The organism is Streptomyces sp. NPDC047971, assembly GCF_040653355.1.
GTDB lineage: Bacteria > Actinomycetota > Actinomycetes > Streptomycetales > Streptomycetaceae > Streptomyces.
In genome coordinates, this window is the sequence record NZ_JBEZNW010000001.1 from 469,644 (window position 1) to 488,727 (window position 19,084).

The 19,084-nt window shown below is 71.9% G+C and carries 15 protein-coding genes; 8 read left to right on the top strand and 7 right to left on the bottom strand.

What is annotated here, in order from left to right:
* Positions 1-212: 212 nt before the first annotated feature.
* Both AB0D99_RS02050 and AB0D99_RS02055 read left to right on the top strand, forming a co-directional pair.
* Positions 213-1,850, top strand: a complete 1,638-nt coding sequence (locus tag AB0D99_RS02050) for an ABC-F family ATP-binding cassette domain-containing protein (RefSeq protein ID WP_362355802.1) — start codon at positions 213-215, stop codon at positions 1,848-1,850.
* 227 nt (positions 1,851-2,077) lie between these two features.
* Positions 2,078-3,052 carry an acyl-ACP desaturase gene (locus tag AB0D99_RS02055; RefSeq protein ID WP_362355804.1) on the top strand — a complete coding sequence of 325 codons (975 nt, stop codon included), beginning with the start codon at positions 2,078-2,080 and terminating at the stop codon, positions 3,050-3,052.
* 56 nt (positions 3,053-3,108) lie between these two features.
* Here the strand turns inward: AB0D99_RS02055 and AB0D99_RS02060 are convergent, their stop codons facing one another.
* From AB0D99_RS02060 to ligD, 3 genes are all read right to left on the bottom strand, one after another.
* The gene (locus AB0D99_RS02060; RefSeq protein ID WP_362355806.1) at positions 3,109-4,440 is read right to left on the bottom strand and encodes an SDR family oxidoreductase; all 1,332 of its coding nucleotides are present in this window, start codon (positions 4,438-4,440) and stop codon (positions 3,109-3,111) included.
* Positions 4,441-4,515: 75 nt separating this feature from the next.
* Complete coding sequence (locus tag AB0D99_RS02065; protein ID WP_362355808.1) at positions 4,516-4,773, bottom strand: WhiB family transcriptional regulator; 258 nt, start codon at positions 4,771-4,773, stop codon at positions 4,516-4,518.
* A gap of 94 nt (positions 4,774-4,867) precedes the next feature.
* A complete protein-coding gene (gene ligD, locus AB0D99_RS02070; RefSeq protein WP_362355810.1) occupies positions 4,868-5,890 on the bottom strand; it encodes a non-homologous end-joining DNA ligase in 1,023 nt (340 codons plus the stop codon).
* A 52-nt stretch (positions 5,891-5,942) separates the two neighbouring features.
* Between ligD and AB0D99_RS02075 the strand changes: the two genes are divergently transcribed.
* Positions 5,943-7,001, top strand: a complete 1,059-nt coding sequence (locus AB0D99_RS02075; protein WP_362355812.1) for an ATP-dependent DNA ligase — start codon at positions 5,943-5,945, stop codon at positions 6,999-7,001.
* Between the two features lie 24 nt (positions 7,002-7,025).
* On the opposite strand, the gene AB0D99_RS02080 is transcribed toward AB0D99_RS02075, so the two are convergent.
* Complete coding sequence (locus tag AB0D99_RS02080; RefSeq protein ID WP_362355814.1) at positions 7,026-8,939, bottom strand: long-chain fatty acid--CoA ligase; 1,914 nt, start codon at positions 8,937-8,939, stop codon at positions 7,026-7,028.
* A 482-nt stretch (positions 8,940-9,421) separates the two neighbouring features.
* Between AB0D99_RS02080 and AB0D99_RS02085 the strand changes: the two genes are divergently transcribed.
* Positions 9,422-9,673 (top strand): hypothetical protein, encoded by a 252-nt coding sequence (locus tag AB0D99_RS02085; RefSeq protein WP_362356049.1) that lies wholly within the window; start codon positions 9,422-9,424, stop codon positions 9,671-9,673.
* A 232-nt stretch (positions 9,674-9,905) separates the two neighbouring features.
* A complete protein-coding gene (locus tag AB0D99_RS02090) occupies positions 9,906-11,993 on the top strand; it encodes an MDR family MFS transporter (protein ID WP_362355816.1) in 2,088 nt (695 codons plus the stop codon).
* On the opposite strand, the gene AB0D99_RS02095 is transcribed toward AB0D99_RS02090, so the two are convergent.
* Positions 11,983-12,414, bottom strand: coding sequence for a YchJ family metal-binding protein (locus AB0D99_RS02095; RefSeq protein ID WP_362355818.1), 432 nt, complete (start codon positions 12,412-12,414; stop codon positions 11,983-11,985). The genes AB0D99_RS02090 and AB0D99_RS02095 overlap by 11 nt on opposite strands.
* Before the next feature lie 142 nt (positions 12,415-12,556).
* Here AB0D99_RS02095 and AB0D99_RS02100 point away from each other — a divergent pair, with 142 nt between their 5' ends.
* A complete protein-coding gene (locus tag AB0D99_RS02100; RefSeq protein WP_362355820.1) occupies positions 12,557-14,377 on the top strand; it encodes an FAD-dependent oxidoreductase in 1,821 nt (606 codons plus the stop codon).
* A 13-nt stretch (positions 14,378-14,390) separates the two neighbouring features.
* Here the strand turns inward: AB0D99_RS02100 and AB0D99_RS02105 are convergent, their stop codons facing one another.
* Positions 14,391-14,777, bottom strand: coding sequence for a VOC family protein (locus AB0D99_RS02105; RefSeq protein WP_362355822.1), 387 nt, complete (start codon positions 14,775-14,777; stop codon positions 14,391-14,393).
* A gap of 17 nt (positions 14,778-14,794) precedes the next feature.
* Here AB0D99_RS02105 and AB0D99_RS02110 point away from each other — a divergent pair, with 17 nt between their 5' ends.
* Positions 14,795-16,138 carry a 6-phospho-beta-glucosidase gene (locus AB0D99_RS02110; RefSeq protein ID WP_362355824.1) on the top strand — a complete coding sequence of 448 codons (1,344 nt, stop codon included), beginning with the start codon at positions 14,795-14,797 and terminating at the stop codon, positions 16,136-16,138.
* A 109-nt stretch (positions 16,139-16,247) separates the two neighbouring features.
* Positions 16,248-18,119 carry a M64 family metallopeptidase gene (locus AB0D99_RS02115; protein WP_362355826.1) on the top strand — a complete coding sequence of 624 codons (1,872 nt, stop codon included), beginning with the start codon at positions 16,248-16,250 and terminating at the stop codon, positions 18,117-18,119.
* Positions 18,120-18,277: 158 nt separating this feature from the next.
* Here the strand turns inward: AB0D99_RS02115 and AB0D99_RS02120 are convergent, their stop codons facing one another.
* Complete coding sequence (locus AB0D99_RS02120) at positions 18,278-19,084, bottom strand: SAM-dependent methyltransferase (RefSeq protein ID WP_362355828.1); 807 nt, start codon at positions 19,082-19,084, stop codon at positions 18,278-18,280.

Consider the following 19,084-nt stretch of genomic DNA (forward strand, 5'->3'; position numbering starts at 1 on the left):
CCGGCGCCCGGCGTACCGTCCTGACCTGGCCCTGTTGTCGCCCGATCGGAGAAGGCCGTTGCTCGTCTGAGGTTTCGAGACACCGTGCCGCGCGTGCCCCCTGCCGCCGCGTGTGCCGTCTTCGACCTCGGCGTACGAGCTCTTGTGCCTGCCCGCGCCCCCGGTGTCTCACCCGTTGCCCCAGCCCACGCTCTTGCAACCGGGAGGCCCCCATGGCGACCCATCCCACGTTCCTCACCTGCTCCTCTCTCTCCTTCTCCTGGCCCGACGGGACCGAGGTCCTCGACGACTTCCGGCTCGCGGTCGGACCCGGCAGAACGGGCCTGATCGGCCTCAACGGATCGGGCAAGTCCACGCTCCTGAGGCTCCTCGCGGGCGAGCTGACGCCCACCGACGGCACGGTCCGCACGGTCGGCGAGGTCGGCTACCTCCCGCAGAACATCTCCCTCGACACCACGCTCCGGGTCGACGAGGCACTGGGGATCGCCACCGCCCGCGCCGCGCTGCACGCCATCGAGGCCGGTGATCCCTCCGAGGAGAACTTCACGGCCGTCGGCGACGACTGGGACGTGGAGGAGCGGGCCCGCGCCACGCTCGACCAGCTCGGTCTCGGCCATGTCGGGCTCGACCGGACCATCGGCGAGGTCTCCGGTGGCGAGTCCGTCCTGTTGCGGCTCGCCGCGCTGCTGCTCGCCCGGCCCGACATCCTGCTGCTCGACGAGCCGACCAACAACCTCGACCTGTACGCCCGTCACCGGCTCTACGAGGCGGTCGACGCCTGGTCGGGGGTGCTCGTCGTGGTCAGCCACGACCGTGAACTCCTGGAGCGGGTCGACCAGATCGCCGACCTGCGGGACGGTGAGGTCGCCTGGTACGGCGGGGCCTACTCGGCGTACGAGGAGGCGCTCGCCGCCGAACAGGAGGCGGCCGAACGGATGGTGCGGGTCGCCGAGGCCGACGTCCAGCGCCAGAAGCGCGAACTCTCCGACGCGCACCAGAAGTTGGCCCGACGCAAGCGGTACGCCCAGAAGAGCGCCGCGAACAAGGTGGTCCCGAAGATCGTGGCCAACAACCGCAAGAGCGAGGCCCAGGTGTCGGCGGGCAAGCACCGCGCCCTGCACTCCGAGCGGCTCGCCGAGGCGAGGGAGCGGCTGGACGCGGCGGTGGAGGCGGTGCGGGACGACGACGAGATCCGCATCGAGCTGCCGCGCACCACGGTCCATCCGGGCCGGGGCGTGCTGACGCTGCGCGAGGTGGAGCTGCGCTACGGAGCCCGCGTGGGCGGCGAGTTCGATCTGCGCGGACCGGAGCGGATCGCGCTCGTGGGCCGGAACGGGGCCGGCAAGTCGACGCTGCTGCGGACGATCGCCGGTGAGCTGGAGCCGCTGTCGGGCGAGGTGGAGACGCACGTGCCGCTGCGCTTCCTGCCGCAGCGCCTCGACGTTCTCGACGAGGAGCTCAGCCTGGTCGAGAACGTCGCCCGGTTCGCCCCCTCGGCGACGGCGAACGCGATCCGGGCGCGGCTCGCGCGCTTCCTCTTCCGCGGCGGCCGGGCGGACCAGGCGGCCGGGACGCTGTCGGGCGGGGAGCGGTTCCGGGCGACCCTGGCGGCGCTGCTGCTCGCCGAGCCCGCCCCGCAGCTGCTGATGCTGGACGAGCCGACCAACAACCTGGACATCGCCTCCGTCCGGAAGCTGACGGCGGCGCTGGAGGCGTACGAGGGGGCGCTGATCGTGGCGAGCCACGACGTGCCGTTCCTGGAGTCGCTGGGGATCACCCGCTGGCTGCTGCTCGACGGCGAGCTGCGGCCGACGACGCCGGAGGCGGTACGGGAGGGGGTGCCGGGCTAGCGGGACCGCCCGTCTGCGCTGAGTAGCCACGATCGCGGAGAGGCCGGGCACGCCATGCGCGTGACCTGCCTCTCCGTCGGCGCCCCTCAGCAGCGTACATAACGGAACGTAACCGGACATCGCCGAGACGGGCTTGGTCGACGCCTTACGGAGCCTTAACCTACGGTCTCGTAACCTACGAATCCGTAGGTAGTTCCGTATGCCCTTCTCCGTCCCCAGGAGTTCCAGTGACGCTCACCTCTCCCCACCTCGGCAGCTCGGCAGGGTGGACCGACGCGCGGCTGCTCTACGCGCTGGAAGAGGTGGTGGAGAAGGAGCTCAACCGGCACCTCAAGGTCACCAAGGACTGGATGCCGCACGAGTACGTGCCCTGGTCCGACGGCCGGAACTTCCCGGGCTTCTTCGAGGACGGCGAGGCGTGGGAGCCGTCCCAGTCCAAGGTCACCGAGATCGGCAAGATCGCTCTCGTGGTGAACCTGCTGACCGAGGACAACCTTCCCAGCTACCACCACGAGATCGCCAGCCTCTTCGGTCGCGACGGCGCCTGGGGCACCTGGGTGCACCGCTGGACCGCCGAGGAGGGCCGCCACGGCATCGTGATGCGCGACTACCTGCTGGCCTCGCGCGCGGTCGACCCGGACAAGCTGGAGCAGTTCCGGATGGCGCACATGAGCGAGGGCTTCGAGTCCGACAACCGGCACTCGATGCTGCACTCGGTCGCGTACGTCGCCTTCCAGGAGCTCGCCACCCGCATCTCGCACCGGAACACCGGCCACCAGTCGGGCGACCCCGTCTGCGACCGGATGCTGGCCCGCATCGCCACCGACGAGAACCTGCACATGGTCTTCTACCGCAACCTGCTGGGTGCGGCCTTCGAGATCGCCCCCGACCTGACCATGCAGGCCGTGCGGGACGTCGTCGTGAACTTCCGGATGCCCGGACACGGCATGCCCGGCTTCGAGCGGGCGGCGGCGCAGATGGCGATCGGCGAGATCTACAACATGCGCATCCACCACGACGACGTCCTCCAGCCGGTCCTCCGCTTCCTCAAGGTCCTCCAGATCGACGGCCTGGGCCCGGAGGGCCTGAAGGCCCAGGAGGAGCTCGGGCTGTACATGAACGGCCTGGACAGCGAGGCCCTCAAGTTCGACGAGAAGCTCGCCGCCCGCAAGGCGCGGATGGAGGCCCGCAAGGCCGGCTGACCGGTCGGGAGTCCGGGTGGGCGGGGCCGCTCACCCGGCACGGACGGGCCGCCCTCTCACCAGGCGGCTTCCCGGTAGTCCTTGAGGAAGGCGCCCGTGACGGGCTCCCCCGCCTCACCGCGCACGATCGGGTCGTAGATCCGGGCCGCGCCGTCGACGACGTCGAGCGGCGTCCGGATGCCGGCCGCCGCGACCCTGGCCTTGCGGGGCGCCGGGTTCTCGTCCGTGATCCAGCCGGTGTCCACGCTGCACATGTGCACGCCCTGCTCCGCCAGCTCGCCGGCGCTGGTGCGCGTGAGCATGTTGAGGGCGGCCTTCGCCATGTTCGTGTGGGGATGGCCGCCCGTCTTGTTCCGCACGGCGAAGCGTCCCTCCACCGCCGACACGTTCACGATGTAGCGGCGCGGCCGCGGGGAGGCGAGCAGCAGCGGCAGCAGCCGGTCGCAGAGCAGGGTCGGCGCGACGGCGTTGACCAGCTGGGCCTCCAGGAGCTCGGCGGCGTCGAGCTCGCCGAGCCGTACGGACCAGGAGTTCCGCGCCGAGGGGTCGGGGAGCAGCCCCGCCTCGTCGGGCTGCTCGTCCGGCCGGACGAGCCGGTCGCGCTCCAGCGCCGCGAGGACCGGCACGGTCTCGGCGGTCTCGTACCCCGGCGCGGGGATGACGCCCTCGGGCAGCGCGGCGCGCTCGCCCGCCGCGAGCAGCGCGTACGACTCCGGGGGCCTGCGGATCGTCTGGGCGGCGTTGTTGACGAGTATGTCCAGCGGTCGGCCCTCCGCGTGCAGTCGCTCGCAGAGGCCGAGGACCTGACGGGGGTCGCGCAGGTCGATGGCGACGACGGTGAGTCGCCGCAACCACGTCTCGCTGCCCTCGGCGGCGCGGAAGCGGCGCAGGGTGTCGTGCGGGAAACGGCTGGTGACCAGGAGCTCGGCCCCGTCGCGGAGCATCATCAGCGCCAGCTGGAAGCCGATCTTGACGCGGCCGCCGGTGAGCAGGACCCGGCGCCCGGTGAGGTCGGTGGTGAGGGCCCGGCGGGCGGTGTTGTCCGCGGCGCAGGCCGGACAGAGCCGGTGGTAGAAGGCGTCCGCCTGTCGATAGGGCGACTTGCAGACGTAGCAGTAGCGGTTTCTGACGAACTCTCCGGGCGACTCGCCGCCCGCGACCGCCAGCGGAGCGTCCTCGCGCCGGTCGAGAGCCCCGGTCGCCGTGCGGGCCGTCAGCGCGGCGTCGGCGGCTGCCTCGGTGGCGCGGCGGGCCCGGCGCCGCTGGTTGCGGCTCCCGCGCACGAAGGTGGCGGCGAGTATCTCGCCGCGTATCCGGTCGGGGTCGCCGAGGGGCAGGCTGCGCAGCCTGGCGATGGTGCGCTCGAAGGCGGCGAGTTCCTGGTCCATGGGTCCTTGATCGTAGTGAGCGTGATCCGGGATCGGCATCCCGTTATCCGCTCACCCGCGGGCGATGACGGACCGTCACCCCCGGCGCTTGAGCCGGACCCGCTCCTTCTCCGAGAGTCCGCCCCACACCCCGAACCGCTCGTCGTGGTCCAGTGCGTACTCCAGGCACTGCACCCGCCCTTCGCATGCCCCGCACAGCAGTTTCGCCTCACGGGTGGAGGAGCCGGGGGCCGGGAAGAAGAATTCGGGGCCCGCCTGCGCGCACAGGGCGTTCTCCTGCCAGGACATGTCGGGGGCCTGGGAGTTCAGTACGGCGGTGGTGTCGGTCTGCATGGCCGACACGTTGCCCCGGGGCCGTAAACGCGCCATCAACGTTCGATCAATGCGGCGCGCCGAGCGGCCGGCGGGCTCCTCGCGCGGCACCCCGTCAGCCGTCCTCCTTCTTCGCCCGGCTCGGCTGCACCCGCTTGGGCTCGCCCGGCATCTTCGGGTACTCGGGCGGGTACGGCAGGTCGCCGAGGCCGTGGTCCGCCTCGTCACGGCGGGCCAGTTCCAGGAGGCTCTCCAGGCTGAAGCGTTCGTCGTCCATGTCGGCGTGGACGTCGCCCAGTTCGGCGTAGCGGGCCGGCATCGTCCTGATGTCGAAGTCCCGGGGCGTCGCGTCGTCGATCTCGTCCCAGCGCAGGGGCGCCGAGACCGGGGCGTGGGGACGGGGCCGTACGGAGTAGGCGGAGGCGATGGTGCGGTCGCGGGCCGTCTGGTTGTAGTCGACGAAGATCTTCTCGCCCCGCTCCTCCTTCCACCACTTGATCGTCACGCGGTCCGGCATGCGCCGTTCCAGCTCGCGCCCGCAGGCGATCGCCGCGCGACGGACCTGGGTGAAGGTCCAGTTCGGTTCGATCGGCACGAAGACGTGCAGACCGCGGCCGCCCGAGGTCTTGGGCCAGCCGCGCAGCCCGTGCTCGTCGAGGACGGCGCGCAGCTCGTGCGCGGCGCGGACCGCGTCGGTGTAGTCCGTGCCCGGCTGCGGGTCGAGGTCGATACGCAGCTCGTCGGGGTGGTCGGTGTCCTCGCGCCGCACCGGCCAGGGGTGGAAGGTGACCGCGCCGAGGTTGGCGGCCCACAGCACGGCCGCGGGCTCGGTCGGGCACATCTCGTCGGCGGACCGGCCGCTCGGGAAGGTGATGTGGGCGGTGGGGATCCACTCCGGGAGGTACTTGGGCGCCCGCTTCTGGAAGAAGGACTCGCCCGTCACTCCGTCGGGGTAGCGCTCCAGGGTCGTGGGGCGGTCGCGCAGCGCACGGGTGACGCCGTCCCCGACGGCCAGGTAGTAGGTGACCATGTCGAGCTTGGTGTAGCCGGGTTCGGGGAAGTACACCTTGTCCGGGTTGGACACGCGTACGGTCCGCTCGCCGACTTCCAGTTCCACCGCTGCCGCCTTGCTCGCCATGCGAGCCAGCGTAGAGCTCGCCGACATTCCCCGCATACCGGACAATCGGGCCATGGATCTGCCGGTGATGCCGCCCGTGAAGCCGATGCTGGCCAAGGCCGTCAAGAAGATCCCCCCGGGGATGCAGTACGAGGCCAAATGGGACGGCTTCCGCGCCATCGTGCACCGCGACGGTCCGGACCTCGTCATCGGCAGCCGGACGGGCAAGCCGCTGACCCGCTACTTCCCCGAACTGGTCGCGGCGCTGCTGCCCCGGCTCCCGCAGCGCTGCGTGGTCGACGGCGAGATCGTGATCGAGCACGGCGGGCGGCTCGACTTCGACCGGCTCACCGAGCGCATCCACCCCGCCGACTCGCGGGTGCGGATGCTGGCCGAGAAGACCCCGGCCCGGTTCATCGCCTTCGACCTGCTCGCCCTCGGCGACGACTCCCTCCTCGACACCCCGCTCACCGACCGCAGGGCCGCCCTGGAGGAGGCCCTGCGCGGGGTCGACGCCCCGGTCCATCTGGCGCCGGCGACGACCGATCCGGAGGTCGCGGCACGCTGGTTCGACCAGTACGAGGGCGCGGGTCTGGACGGCGTGATCGCCAAGCCGCTCGATCTCCCGTACCGGCCGGACGCCCGCCTCATGTACAAGATCAAGCACGAGCGGACCGCCGATGTGGTCGTGGCCGGGTACCGCTTCCACAAGAGCGGTCCCGTCGTCGGCTCCCTCCTGCTCGGGCTGTACGACGACGGCGGCACGCTCCAGCACGTCGGCGTCTGCGCCGCCTTCACCGCCCAACGGCGCGAGGAGCTGGTGGCCGAGCTGGAGCCGCTGCGGATGGACCCGCCCGACGGGCACCCGTGGGCGGCCTGGGCGGAGGAGGCGGCCCACGCGGGGGCGCGGCTGCCGGGCGCGCCGAGCCGCTGGTCGGGCAAGAAGGACCTGTCCTGGGTGGCGCTGCGTCCTGAGCGGGTCTGCGAGGTGGGATACGACCACATGGAGGGCGACCGGTTCCGGCACACGGCCCAGTTCAAGCGGTGGCGTCCGGACCGCCTGCCGGAGTCCTGCGGGTACACGCAGCTGGAGGAGCCGGTCTCCTACGACCTCTCCGAGGTGCTGGCCTAGAAGTGCCGCGCGGGGTGGCGGGGGTCAGCGGTACAGGGCCTCGATCTCCGCCGCGTACGCCGTCGCGACCGCGTGCCGTTTGACCTTGAGGGAGGGGGTGAGCATCCCGTTCTCCTCGGTGAACTCCCCCGGGACGATGCGGAACCTGCGGATCGACTCGGCCCGGGAAACGGCCTGGTTGGTGTAGTCGACGGCCTTCCGGACGTCGGCGAGCAGCTCCGGATCGTCACAGAGCTCGGCCATCGGGGTGTCCCCGGGCCGCTTGCGCACGGCCAGCCAGTGCCCCACCGCCTCGGGGTCGAGGGTGACGATCGCCGCGATGTAGGGGCGGTTGTCACCGACGACCAGGCACTGCCCGACCGGCGGGCGGCTGCGCAGCCGGTCCTCGAGAACGGCCGGGGACACGTTCTTGCCGCCCGAGGTGATCAGGATGTCCTTCTTGCGGCCGGTGATGACGAGATAGCCGTCGTCGTCGAGTGCGCCCAGATCGCCGGTGGCGAACCAGCCGTCCCGCAGCACCTCCTCGGTGGCGTCGGGGTTGTTCCAGTACGCGGCGAAGACGATCCCGCCCTTGATCAGCACCTCGCCGTCGTCGGCGATGCGGATCGCGATGCCGGGGACCGGCCGCCCGACGGTGCCGGGCCGGGGCCGCAGGGGCGGGGTGACGGTGGCGGCCGCGGTCGTCTCGGTCAGGCCGTACCCCTCGTAGACGAGCACCCCGGCGGCGTAGAAGAAGAGGTTGAGTCGCCGGTCGAGCGGAGAACCGCCGCTGATGGCGTACCGCAGGTTCCCGCCGAGCTCGCTGCGGATCCGGCGGTAGACGAGGAGGTCGTACAGGGCCCAGGCCGCCGTCAGCCCGAGTCCGGGGCGACGGCCTTCGTCCAGGAGCCGGCGCAGCGCCGCCTCGCCGAAGCGTACGGCGATGGAGTCGGCGCGGTCGAAGGAGGAGCCGCGGCCGAGCTTCTCGGCGGTGGCCCGCCCGGTGTCGTGGATCTTCTCGAAGAGGTACGGCACACCGACGACGAAGGTGGGCCGGAACCGCCGCAGCTCGGGCCGCAGCTCGTCCGGCGTGATGCTGGGGAAGTGGCCGATCTCGATCCGGGCCATGAGGCAGGCGACCTGGATCGCGCGTCCCAGGATGTGGGCGAGCGGCAGGAACAGCAGCGTCGACGCCGCCTGACCCGTGACCTCCTTGAAGACCGGGTGCAGCAGCTCCACCGTGCCGGCCGCTTCCGTGCGGAGGTTGCCGTGGGTGAGGACGCAGCCCTTGGGGCGGCCGGTGGTGCCGGAGGTGTAGCAGACGGTGGCGACGGTGTCCGGGGTGAGCGCGGCGCGCCGCTCGGCCACCTCCTCGTCCGGCAACTCCGCTCCCCCACGGGCGAGTTCCTCCATCCCGCCGGATGCGGTCTCCCAGCTCCGGACCTGCCCCGGCAGCGTCGCGGCGGCTTCGCGGAGGGCGGCGGTGTGCTCGGAGGTCTCGGTGACGGCGTGGCGGGCGCCCGAATCCTGGAGGATCCAGGCGATCTGCTCGGCCGAGGAGGTGGGGTAGACGGGGACGGTCTGGCCGCCGGCCGCCCAGATGGCGAAGTCGAGCACGCACCACTCGTAGCTCGTGCGGGCCATCAGCACGACCCGGCCGCCGGGCTCCACCCCCGCGGCGATCAGCCCCTTCGCGGCGGCCTGGACGTCACCGGCGAACTCGGCCGCGGTGACGGGGTGCCAGCTCCCCTGTCGCCGACGGCGTATGACCACCGAACCGGGGTCGTCGGCGGCGTTGACGAAGGGGATGTCCGCGGGGGTGCCGCTCGGCGGCGGTCCTTCGGGGAGCGGCGTACGCGCCTCCCGCACGACTCCGTTCTCGCGCACGAGCTCGACCGGGAAGCGGTCGAGGAGATCGCTGCGCCTCTTGGCCTGCTTCAGATCCTTGCGTACGCCCATGGCGGGCTCCTGTTCGCGGCGTGAGGGCGGGGAGTGACCGGGTTCGCTGGACCTACCGGGGGGTCAACTTACCGGCGCGTAGGGAGATTTCAACCGCCCGCGCACGTTCTCCCTTGAACCAGTTCGACTCCCGACAGCCCCGCCGACCGACCGCGACCGGCGTGAGATGCTTCACATTCCCGCTTCACGCAGCCGCCATCGGGCAGGGATTGTCGATTGCGCATTCGACGGACAATCGAGCGATTCGGATCGCCGGTCCGCCCGTGAAGATCGCGCCGCGCGCCCCGCACCTGCGACGACGTTCCGCGCCGCCGCCCGGGCCGCCCGCACCGGCGCGCACGACCGCTCCCCACACCCGGCCCAGCGGCCTTCGGGCCGTTGCTCCACGGAGACATCCCCGTCGACGAACCCGGATGCCCATCCTGTACGTATGGAGGGGGAGACCCCTCCCCGACACCGGACCCCCACAAGGACTGACCGTGATCACCTCGCCTTCACCCCTCGTCCCCGTACCGATCCCCGACCGTGTGGCCGCGATGATCGGTTCCTGTCTGCCGCTGCACGTCCTTCAGGCGGAGGTCGACGCCGACTGCGCGGCGCGCGAGGTACTCCGGTTCCGCGGTCCGCTGTGCGCCGAGGACCGCGCGGACCGCGAGCACGCCCTGTCCACCCTCGCCCGGGCCAACAAGGTGCTGGCGAAGCACCACCCGCTGCTGCCGGTGCTCCCCCACTAGGGGGTGCCCCCCGGCGAGCCCGGCCCGATCGACGGCACACCCCCTCGGGCGCCTCCTCCGCCGGCGCTCCGTCCGACAGCCCCGCCCGCGCTCAGCGGCGGGCGACCGCCCAACGCCGCCGGCGCCCAACCTCCGGCCGCCGCGCTGCTCCGTTCGGGGCGCCGCCCCGCCACCGCACCGGTTCGGCCGACCCCCACATGCGGGCCGCTCCACCCGGTGTGAGGCTGCGAGGGTGACCACCACCAGCGAAGCCGCGCCCGCGCCCCCGGCAGCCGGGCCACCCGTGCTCGACAGCCGCCGCCGCAACATCGTCTTCGGCACGATCATGCTCGGTGTGCTGCTGGCCGCGTTGGACCAGACGATCGTCGGCACGGCCCTGCCGACCATCGTCTCCGACCTCGGTGGCGCCGCGCACATGTCCTGGGTGGTCACCGCCTATCTGCTGGCCGAGACGGTCGCCACCGCCCTCGTCGGCAAGTTCGGCGATCTGTTCGGGCGCAAGGTGATCTTCCAGATCTCCGCGATCGTCTTCATCACCGGCTCGTTCCTCTGCGGCCTGGCCACCAACATGACCCTCCTGATCATCTGGCGCGGCCTGCAGGGCATCGGCGCCGGCGGTCTGATGGTCACCTCCATGGCGCTGATCGCCGACGTGATCCCCCTGCGGGAACGCGGCAAGTACCAGGGCGCGATCGGCGCGGTCTTCGGCGTCTCCACCGTCATCGGTCCACTGCTCGGCGGGCTCTTCACCGACCATCTGAGCTGGCGCTGGGCGTTCTACATCAACGTCCCGATCGCCATCCTGGTCGTGATCGCCGCCGCCCGCACCATCCCCTCCGTGCGCTCCGCGAGCAAGCCGGTCATCGACTACGCGGGCATCGCCCTGGTCGCGGCCGGCTCCAGCGCCCTGATCCTGGCGACCAGCTGGGGCGGCAACGAATACGCCTGGACGTCCGGCGTCATCATCGGTCTCTTCGCCGGCGGAGTGATCGCGCTCGGCCTGTTCTGCTGGGTGGAGACCCGGGCCGCCGAACCGATGCTGCCCATGCGGCTCTTCGCCAATCCGGTGTTCACCGTCTGCTCCGTGCTGAGCTTCGTCGTCGGTTTCGCCATGCTCGGCTCGATGACGTTCCTGCCGTCCTATCTCCAGTACGTGGACGGGGACTCGGCCACCGTCTCCGGCATCCGTACGCTGCCGATGGTCATCGGCCTGCTGATCGCCTCCGTCTACAGCGGCAACGTGGTGAGCAAGACCGGCACCTACCGGATCTTCCCCATCGTGGGCTGTCTGGTGATGGGGATCGGCCTCTTCCTGCTGTCCCTGATGGGCACCGGGACGAGCGCCTGGCTGGAGTCGCTGTACATGTTCGTGCTCGGCGTCGGCATCGGCCTGTGCATGCAGGTGCTCACCATCGCCGTGCAGAACACCGTCGAGTACGCCGATCTCGGCACGGCCACCTCGGGCGTCACCTTCTTCCGTACGCTGGGCAGCTCCTTCGGCACCGCCGTCTTCGGCACGATCTACGCCAACTCCCTGGAGCCGAACCTCGCCGAGGGGGTCCGCGAGGCGGCCGTGATCGCCGGGCCCGGTCAGGACCCGGCCGCGATCGCCCGGGCGGCGACCAGCCCATCGGGCGTCCACGGACTGCCGGACGACGTGGCGGCGCCGATCGTGGAGGCGTACGCGGACACCCTGCACACCGTCTTCCTGTGGACGGTGCCGGTCGCCGCGATCGGCTTCGTCGTCGCGCTCTTCCTGAAGCAGGTGAAGCTCCGCGACACGGCCCGTGCCTCCGCACCCGACATGGGCGAGGGCTTCGGCTCCCCCACCACCGCGGGCGACTCGGCCAAGCTGCTGGAACTCTCCGTCGGCAGGATCCTGCGGAGGACGGACTTCGACACGGCCCGCCGGATCGTCGCCGAGTCCGACACGCGGCTGGACACGGCGGGCGCGTGGGCGGTCATGCAGGTGGAGCTCTACACCCGGATCGTCGGGCATGCCAGCCTCGGGCTCGTCTCGGCGGGCCGGCGGGTGCCTCCGGAGGTCCTGCTCCCGGTCTTCGACCGCATGGTCGACGAGGGGTTCCTGACCCGGGACGGCAACCTCCTCTCGCACACCCCGTCGGGGCAGCGGGAGGCCGAGATCATCACCCATGCCTGGGGCGACTGGCTCAGCGGCCAGGTCGAGCGGGAGCGCGGGCGGCCGAGCGGACCCGAGCTGCGGGCGGCGACGGACGCCATCGCGAAGAAGCTCATCGCCGAGGACCTGGCGACCGGGCTGCCCGGCGGCCGGCGCGAGCTGGAGGGCACTACGCGATGAACTCCCCGTCGACATAGACCCAGGCGCCTTCGTGGCGGGCGAAGCGGCTGCGCTCGTGCAGCGAGCCGGCGGCGCCGCCGTGGGTGTAGGAGGCGACGAACGTGACGGTTCCGGTCCGGTGGAAGGCCGTGCCGTCGCCGGTGTCCCGGATCTCCAGGCCGGTCCAGCGCATCGAGGGATCGAAGTCGACCTCGGCCGGCCGGGTCTCCGGGGCCCAGGTGCGCAGCAGATACGTCTCGTCGCGGAGGACGAAGGCGCTGTAGCGGGAGCGCATGAGCAGTTCGGCGGTGGGCGCCGCCGCGGAGCCGTCGTGGAAGCGTCCACAGCACTCGCCGTAGCGGGCGGTCAGGCCGCAGGGGCAGGGCGAGTCCGCGGTGATGCGTGGGGACGGGGGGTTCTTGCGCGTGGTGCGTCGGGCCATGGGGCCATTGTGTCCTGTGCCCCTGGGGGGCGGGATCGAGCCATGTGCGCGGGGCGGCGCGCACGACACTTCCGGGGGCGGGGAGGCGACCGTATGCTCCTGCGCCGGACGTGATGGTTACCGCCGGTAAAGGGGTCGGGGCATGGATCGTACGGACGAGAGCGCAGACCGCCCGGGGAGTTCGCGCCGGGTCTTCGTGACGGGCGCAGCCGCCGTCACGGGGGCCGTCGCCGTCGGAGCCCTGCCGGCGACCGGGGCGATGGCGGCCGAGGCCGGGCAGGCCGGGCAGGAGACGGCGGCACCCCACTCGGTGGCCGTCCTCGGCGGCGGGGTCGCCGGCCTGACCGCCGCCCACGAACTGGCCGAACGCGGCTTCCGCGTCGCCGTCTACGAGCGCCGGGCGCTCGGTGGCAAGGCCCGCTCGATGGACGTGCCGGACAGCGCGCGCGGCACCCGCCGACCGCTCCCCGCCGAGCACGGCTTCCGCTTCATCCCCGGGATCTACCACAACCTCCCCGACACGATGCGGCGCATCCCCTTCCCCGGAAACGCCAACGGCGTCTGGGACAACCTCGTCGCCCCCGCCGAGATGGCCTTCGCCCGCACCGGCCGCGAGGACCTGCGCATCCCGCTGCCGTGGCCCGGCCACCGGCCCGCCGAACTCACCCTCGACGAGATCCGCCGCGCCCTGACCGCCCTCCTGGAGACGGCCCGCTCCATCCCGCTCCACGAGGCCGCGTACTTCGTCAACCGCTTCCTGGTCTTCCTCACCAGCTGCGACGAGCGGCGCGACCGGACCTGGGAGGCGACACCCTGGTGGGACTTCCTGCGGGCCGAGCGGATGAGCTACGACTACCAGCGCATCCTGGCCGTCGGGCTCACCCGCAACATCGTGGCGACCAAGGCCGAGGAGGCCAGTACCCGTACGGTCGCCACGCTCCTGGAGGCCTTCGCCTTCAACGCGCTCGGCCGCGGCGCGGACGGGCCGCTCGACCGGATCCTCGACCTGCCCACGAACGAGGCGTGGATCGACCCCTGGGTGACCCATCTGACCGGCCTGGGCGTGGAGTTCCGGGTCGGCTGGACCGTACGGGAGCTGGCCTACGACTCGGCGGCCGGCCGGATCTCCGCGGCCGTGATCGAGGACCCGCAGGGGGTCCGCCGCCCGGTCACCGCCGACCACTACGTCTCCGCGATGCCGGTGGAACACGCACGGCGCACCTGGGGCGCCGCGCTGCGGGCGGCGGATCCTCAACTGGCCCGCTGCGACCTGCTGGAGACCGACTGGATGACGGGCATCCAGTTCTATCTGACCGAGCGGGCCCCGCTCCTCGCCGGCCATGCCAATCTGATCGACTCCCCCTGGTCGCTGACGTGCATCCAGCAGGCACACCACTGGCCGACTCGGGACTTCCCCGCCGACTACGGCGACGGATCGGTCGTCGACTGTCTCTCGGTGGACGTCTCGGAGTGGGACCGCCCCGGGATCCTCTACGGCAAGACGGCCAAGCAGTGCACCAGGACGGAGGTCGCGCGCGAGGTGTGGGCGCAGCTGAAGGCCGCGTTCAACGACACGGGCCGTACGGTGCTGAAGGACGGGGCGCTGCACTCCTGGTTCCTGGACCCGGGCGTGGACGGTCTGGGCACCCCGCACCCGACCAACGACGACCAGCTCCTCATCCATCCGGTCGGCACCTTCCACAACCGCCCGCAGGCCGCGACGAGGATCCCGAACCTCTTCCTGGCGGGCGACTACGTGGCCGTCGACATCGACCTGGCGACCATGGAGGGCGCCAACGCCTCCGCCCGGCAGGCCGTGAACGCGCTGCTCGACCGTACGGCTTCGACGGCGACGCGCTGCACCGTCCGGCCGCTCTTCCGCGCGCCCGAGCTGGAGTCGCTCAAGCGGCACGACCGGGTGCGGTACCGGCTCGGCCTGCGCAACGCGCTCGACGTGGGGTGACCCGGCGCGCCGCTCAGGGGCGGTAGCGCAGCGGATGGTCCTCGGGGACCTCGACGACGACGATCCGGACGCCGTCGGGGTCCGCGACCCACATCTCGACCAGGCCCCAGGGCTCGGTCACCGGCTCCCGCGTGATCTCGACCTCCCGCCCCAGGAGCTCCTGGTGCACGGCCCGGACGTCCGCCACCTGGAGCCAGATCCGCAGCCGTGACGGGACGTCCGTCGGCGCGGCGCGCCCGGAGACCTCCAGGAAGCCGCCGCCCAGGAAGTAGACGGTCCCCCTGTCGGGTCCGGTGCCGAACTCGCGGTACACCGTCAGCCCGAGGGTGTCTCCGTAGAAGCGCCGGGTGCGGTCGGGATCGGTCGGCCGGAGCAGAATCCGGCTGCTCAGTACGTGCATCGCAGTAGCGTACGACCATGAAACTGACGATTCTCGGAGGCGGCGGATTCCGGGTCCCGCTCGTGTACGGCGCCCTGCTGGCGGACCACGCCGAGGGGCGGGTCACCGAGGTGACCCTGCACGACCTCGACGGGGCGCGGCTCTCCGCGATCGCCCGGGTCCTCGCCGAGCAGGGCGCCGGGGTGCCGGACGCCCCCGCGGTGACGGCGACCACGGATCTGGACGCGGCGCTGCGCGGGGCGGACTTCGTCTTCTCCGCGATCCGGGTCGGCGGTCTGGAGGGCCGGGCGGCGGACGAGCGGATCGCGCTCGCCGAGGGCGTGCTCGGCCAGGAGACGGTGGGCGCGGGCGGGATCGCGTACGGGCTGAGGACCGTGCCGGTCGCCGTGCGCATCGCGCGGCGGATCGCCGAACTCGCCCCGGACGCCTGGGTCATCAACTTCACCAACCCGGCCGGTCTGGTGACCGAGGCCATGTCCCGGGTGCTCGGCGACCGGGTCGTCGGCATCTGCGACTCCCCCGTCGGACTCGGCCGCCGGGTCGCCCGGGTCCTTGGCGCGCGTCCGGACGAGGCGTGGATCGACTACGTCGGCCTCAACCACCTCGGCTGGCTGCGCGGCCTGCGGGTCGCCGGCCGGGACGAGCTCCCCCGGCTGCTGGCGGACGAGCAGGCGCTCGGCTCCTTCGAGGAGGGCCGGCTCTTCGGCCCCGAGTGGCTGCGCTCGCTCGGGGCGATCCCCAACGAGTACCTGCACTACTACTACTTCAACCGTGAGGCCGTCGCCGCCTACCAGCGGGCCGAGAAGACCCGTGGCGCCTATCTCCGTGACCAACAGGGCGGTTTCTACGAGGAGATGGCGAAGCCGGACACCCCCGCGCTGACCACCTGGCACCGGACGCTCGCCGATCGGGAGGCGACGTACATGGCCGCCAACCGGGAGGCCGCCGGGATCGGCGAGCGCGACGAGGAGGATCTGGAGTCGGGCGGGTACGAGAAGGTGGCGCTGGCGCTGATGCGGGCGATCGCGCGCAACGAGCGGGCCACGCTGATCCTCAACGTCCGCAACGGCTCCACTCTTTCGGTGCTGGACGCGGACGCGGTGATCGAGGTCCCGTGCTTCGTGGACGCGGCCGGCGCGCATCCGGTGTCGGTGGCGCCGCTGCCGTACCACGCGGTGGGCCTGGTGACGGCGGTCAAGGCGGTCGAGCGCGAGGTGATGGCGGCGGCGGAGAGCGGATCACGGGCCACGGCGGTGAAGGCGTTCGCGCTGCATCCGCTGGTCGACTCGGTGTCCGTGGCCCGACGGCTGGTCGACGGGTACACCGCCGGCCATGCGGAACTGGCGTATCTGCGGGGCTGAACCGACCGGCACGACTGTCCGACGAACATCTTTACGCCCCTGGGGGCTCGGCCTACGCTCGCGCCCCATGGACTCACCTGGGATACGTCGTACACGTCTGAGAAGGGCGGTGGCCCGTCTCACCGCGGGCTGTCTGCTGACCGCGGGTCTGGTGATAGCCGGACCCGCGGCCGCCGAACCGCCCGACGGCGTCGACGGCGTCGTCGGCTCGGCGACCGTCGTTCCCGTGCAGACGACGGGCCCCGCCGACAAGCGCTTCAATCTGGTGCTGATGGGCGACGGCTACACGGCCGAGGAGATGCCGGCGTTCCGCGCCGACGTCGAGAAGCACCTGAACGTGCTGTGGAGCATCGAACCCTTCGCCTCGTACCGCTCGTACATCAACGTCTGGGCGGTGGAGGTCCCTTCGCCGGAGTCGGGCGTCGACTGCGACCCGGGGCTCGACGCCCCCCGCCGTGACACCCCGCTGAACATGGGCTTCTGGGGCGGCTGCAACCCCGGCAGCGTGCAGCGGCTGCTCACGGTCGACAGCGCGAGGGCGGCGGCGCTCGCCGACCTCGTCCCTGGCACGAGCGGCGCCAACCGGCAGATCGTGGCGCTGGCCCACAGCGACACCTACGGCGGCGCGGGCGGCAGCTACGCCACCGCGTCCGGTGGCAACGCGCTCTCCTCGCTGATCACCCCGCACGAGATCGGCCACTCCCTCGGAAAGCTCCAGGACGAGTACGACTACTACGCGCGCGGGGTCGCCGGCGGCACGTACGCCGGAACCGAGCCGTCGTCGGCGCACCACACCCTGCTGACCGAGGAGCAGATGCGCGAGCAGCGCGCCAAGTGGTGGCGCTGGCTGGGCGAGCCGAGCGAGGCGGGCGGGGTCATCGGCCGTTTCGAGGGCGGTCTCTACAGCACCAAGGGCGTCTGGCGACCGAGCAAGCACTCGATCATGAAGACCCTCGGCTACGCCTTCGACCAGGTCGAACGCGAGGTGATGGTGCAGGCGATCTCGGCCAAGGTGGACCTGGTGCAGCGGCACACGCCCAACACGGCGCCGATCGGGGCCGACCGGACCGTCTGGGTGGACACCCTGCACCCGCTGGGTGGTGAACTCTCCGTCGTGTGGCGGCTGGACGGCCGGACGATCGGCTCGGGCGACGCACGGGCGATCGACCTGCGCCGGACGCGCCTCTCCCCCGGGAACCACACCCTGACGGCGACGGTCAGCGACCCGACCCCGTTCGTCCGCGACCCCGCGGTCCGCGGCTCGGCCGCCCTGACGCGCACGGTCGGCTGGACCGTGAACCGCGCGCTGACCACCCCCGAGGCCGAGGTGGGGGCGGCCTTCACCGGCCACACGCCGACGGCGTCGCCCGTCGGCGCGCGCTCGGTCGTCCACGCCGACACCACGCATCCGACGCGTGGCACGTTCCCCGTCCGCTGGCGCCTGGACGGCCGGACGGTCGACAACCCGGGCAACGACCGTGATCTGGACCTGCGTTCTCTGCGTCTCGGCCCGGGCACCCACACCCTGACGGCCGCGATCCCGGGCACGGACGCCGAGGTGAGGTGGACGGTGGACGCCCGTCCGGCGACGCAGTCGTACGAGCTCTCCGAGCCGCTGCGCACGGTGAGCCGGCCGGGCCGCCCGGTCGAGTACGTCTACGACGGGGAGTTCACGATGCGGCTCACCGCCAAGGACGATCAACCGGGCGCCGTGGTGAGCCAGTTCCGGGTGGACGGCGACGGCTGGTACACGTACTACGGCTGGCCCACCGACGCCGACGCGCCCTTCCGCTTCTCGCCCGGCGGCACGGTCGTCGACGATCTCGTCTACGGCAAGCTGGGCAGCAGCCGGGCGGTCCCGTGGGACGACGCGACGCCGGACTACGGGACGCACACGATCGAGTACCGCTCGATGGACGCGGCGGGCAATGTGAGCGCGGCGAAGTCGTTCCGGGTGACGCTGGTCGCGCCGAGGGGCTGAGGCAGGAACGACGAGCGCGCGGCATCGGGCCGGGCGACGCACGCGAGGGGCCCGCGGACCGGATGGTCCGCGGGCCCCTCGCGTCTCGGCGGAGCGTCGGGGCGGGCGTCCGACGGCGGCCCAGCCGTCAGGGCTTGCGTCCGACGGCGGCTCAACCGTCAGGGCTTGCGTCCGACGGCGGCCCAGCCCGGGATCGGGTCGTCGCCCTGGACCGGGACGGGCTCGCCCAGCTCCGGGTGCCACTCCGCGGTGAGCGAGACACCCGGCTCGACGAGTTCGAGACCGTCGAAGAACGCGGCCAGCTCGTCGCGCGAGCGCGGCCGCAGGGTCAGCCCGCGGGCCTTGTACATCCCGACCGCCTTGGCCGCACCCTCCGGGTCGAAGTCGCCCGTGACGTGCGAGAGGACGACGTAGCTGCCCGGCGCGAGCTTGTCGACGAGCTTGCCGACCAGGTCGTACGCCCCGTCCTCGTCCCCGACGAAGTGCAGCAGGGCCAGCATCGACAAGGCTATGGGCTTGTCGAAGTCAAGGACTTTTCCAGCCCTTTCGAGAATGGTCTCGGGGTCGCGGGCGTCCGCCTGGATGTACTCGGTGGCCCCTTCGGGTGTCGAGCGCAGCAGGGCGGCGGCGTGCGCGAGCACGATCGGGTCGTTGTCGCAGTAGACGATCCGGGAGTCCGGCGCGGCCTCCTGCGCGATCTGGTGCAGGTTGGGCTCGGTGGGGATGCCCGTCCCGATGTCCAGGTACTGCCGCACGCCGTTGGCGCTGAGCCAGCGTATGGCGCGGTGCATGAAGGCCCGGTTGACCCGCGCCATGTCCCGGCCGCGCGCGTCGACGGTCAGCAGCTGCCTGGCCATCTCCTCGTCGACCGGGTAGTTGTCCTTGCCGCCCAGGAACCAGTCGTACATCCGCGCGGGATGGGGCTTGCTGGTGTCGATCCGTACGGCTGCGGGGTCCTGGCTCAT

Coding starts and splice junctions, on each gene's coding strand:
- AB0D99_RS02050 (WP_362355802.1), top strand. CDS start 213: ATGGCGACCCATCCCACGTTCCTCACCTGCTCCTCTCTCTCCTTCTCC.
- AB0D99_RS02060 (WP_362355806.1), bottom strand. CDS start 4,440: ATGGACCAGGAACTCGCCGCCTTCGAGCGCACCATCGCCAGGCTGCGC.
- AB0D99_RS02065 (WP_362355808.1), bottom strand. CDS start 4,773: ATGCAGACCGACACCACCGCCGTACTGAACTCCCAGGCCCCCGACATG.
- ligD (WP_362355810.1), bottom strand. CDS start 5,890: ATGGCGAGCAAGGCGGCAGCGGTGGAACTGGAAGTCGGCGAGCGGACC.
- AB0D99_RS02075 (WP_362355812.1), top strand. CDS start 5,943: ATGGATCTGCCGGTGATGCCGCCCGTGAAGCCGATGCTGGCCAAGGCC.
- AB0D99_RS02080 (WP_362355814.1), bottom strand. CDS start 8,939: ATGGGCGTACGCAAGGATCTGAAGCAGGCCAAGAGGCGCAGCGATCTC.
- AB0D99_RS02095 (WP_362355818.1), bottom strand. CDS start 12,414: ATGGCCCGACGCACCACGCGCAAGAACCCCCCGTCCCCACGCATCACC.
- AB0D99_RS02100 (WP_362355820.1), top strand. CDS start 12,557: ATGGATCGTACGGACGAGAGCGCAGACCGCCCGGGGAGTTCGCGCCGG.
- AB0D99_RS02105 (WP_362355822.1), bottom strand. CDS start 14,777: ATGCACGTACTGAGCAGCCGGATTCTGCTCCGGCCGACCGATCCCGAC.
- AB0D99_RS02110 (WP_362355824.1), top strand. CDS start 14,795: ATGAAACTGACGATTCTCGGAGGCGGCGGATTCCGGGTCCCGCTCGTG.
- AB0D99_RS02120 (WP_362355828.1), bottom strand. CDS start 19,084: ATGAGCCAGGACCCCGCAGCCGTACGGATCGACACCAGCAAGCCCCAT.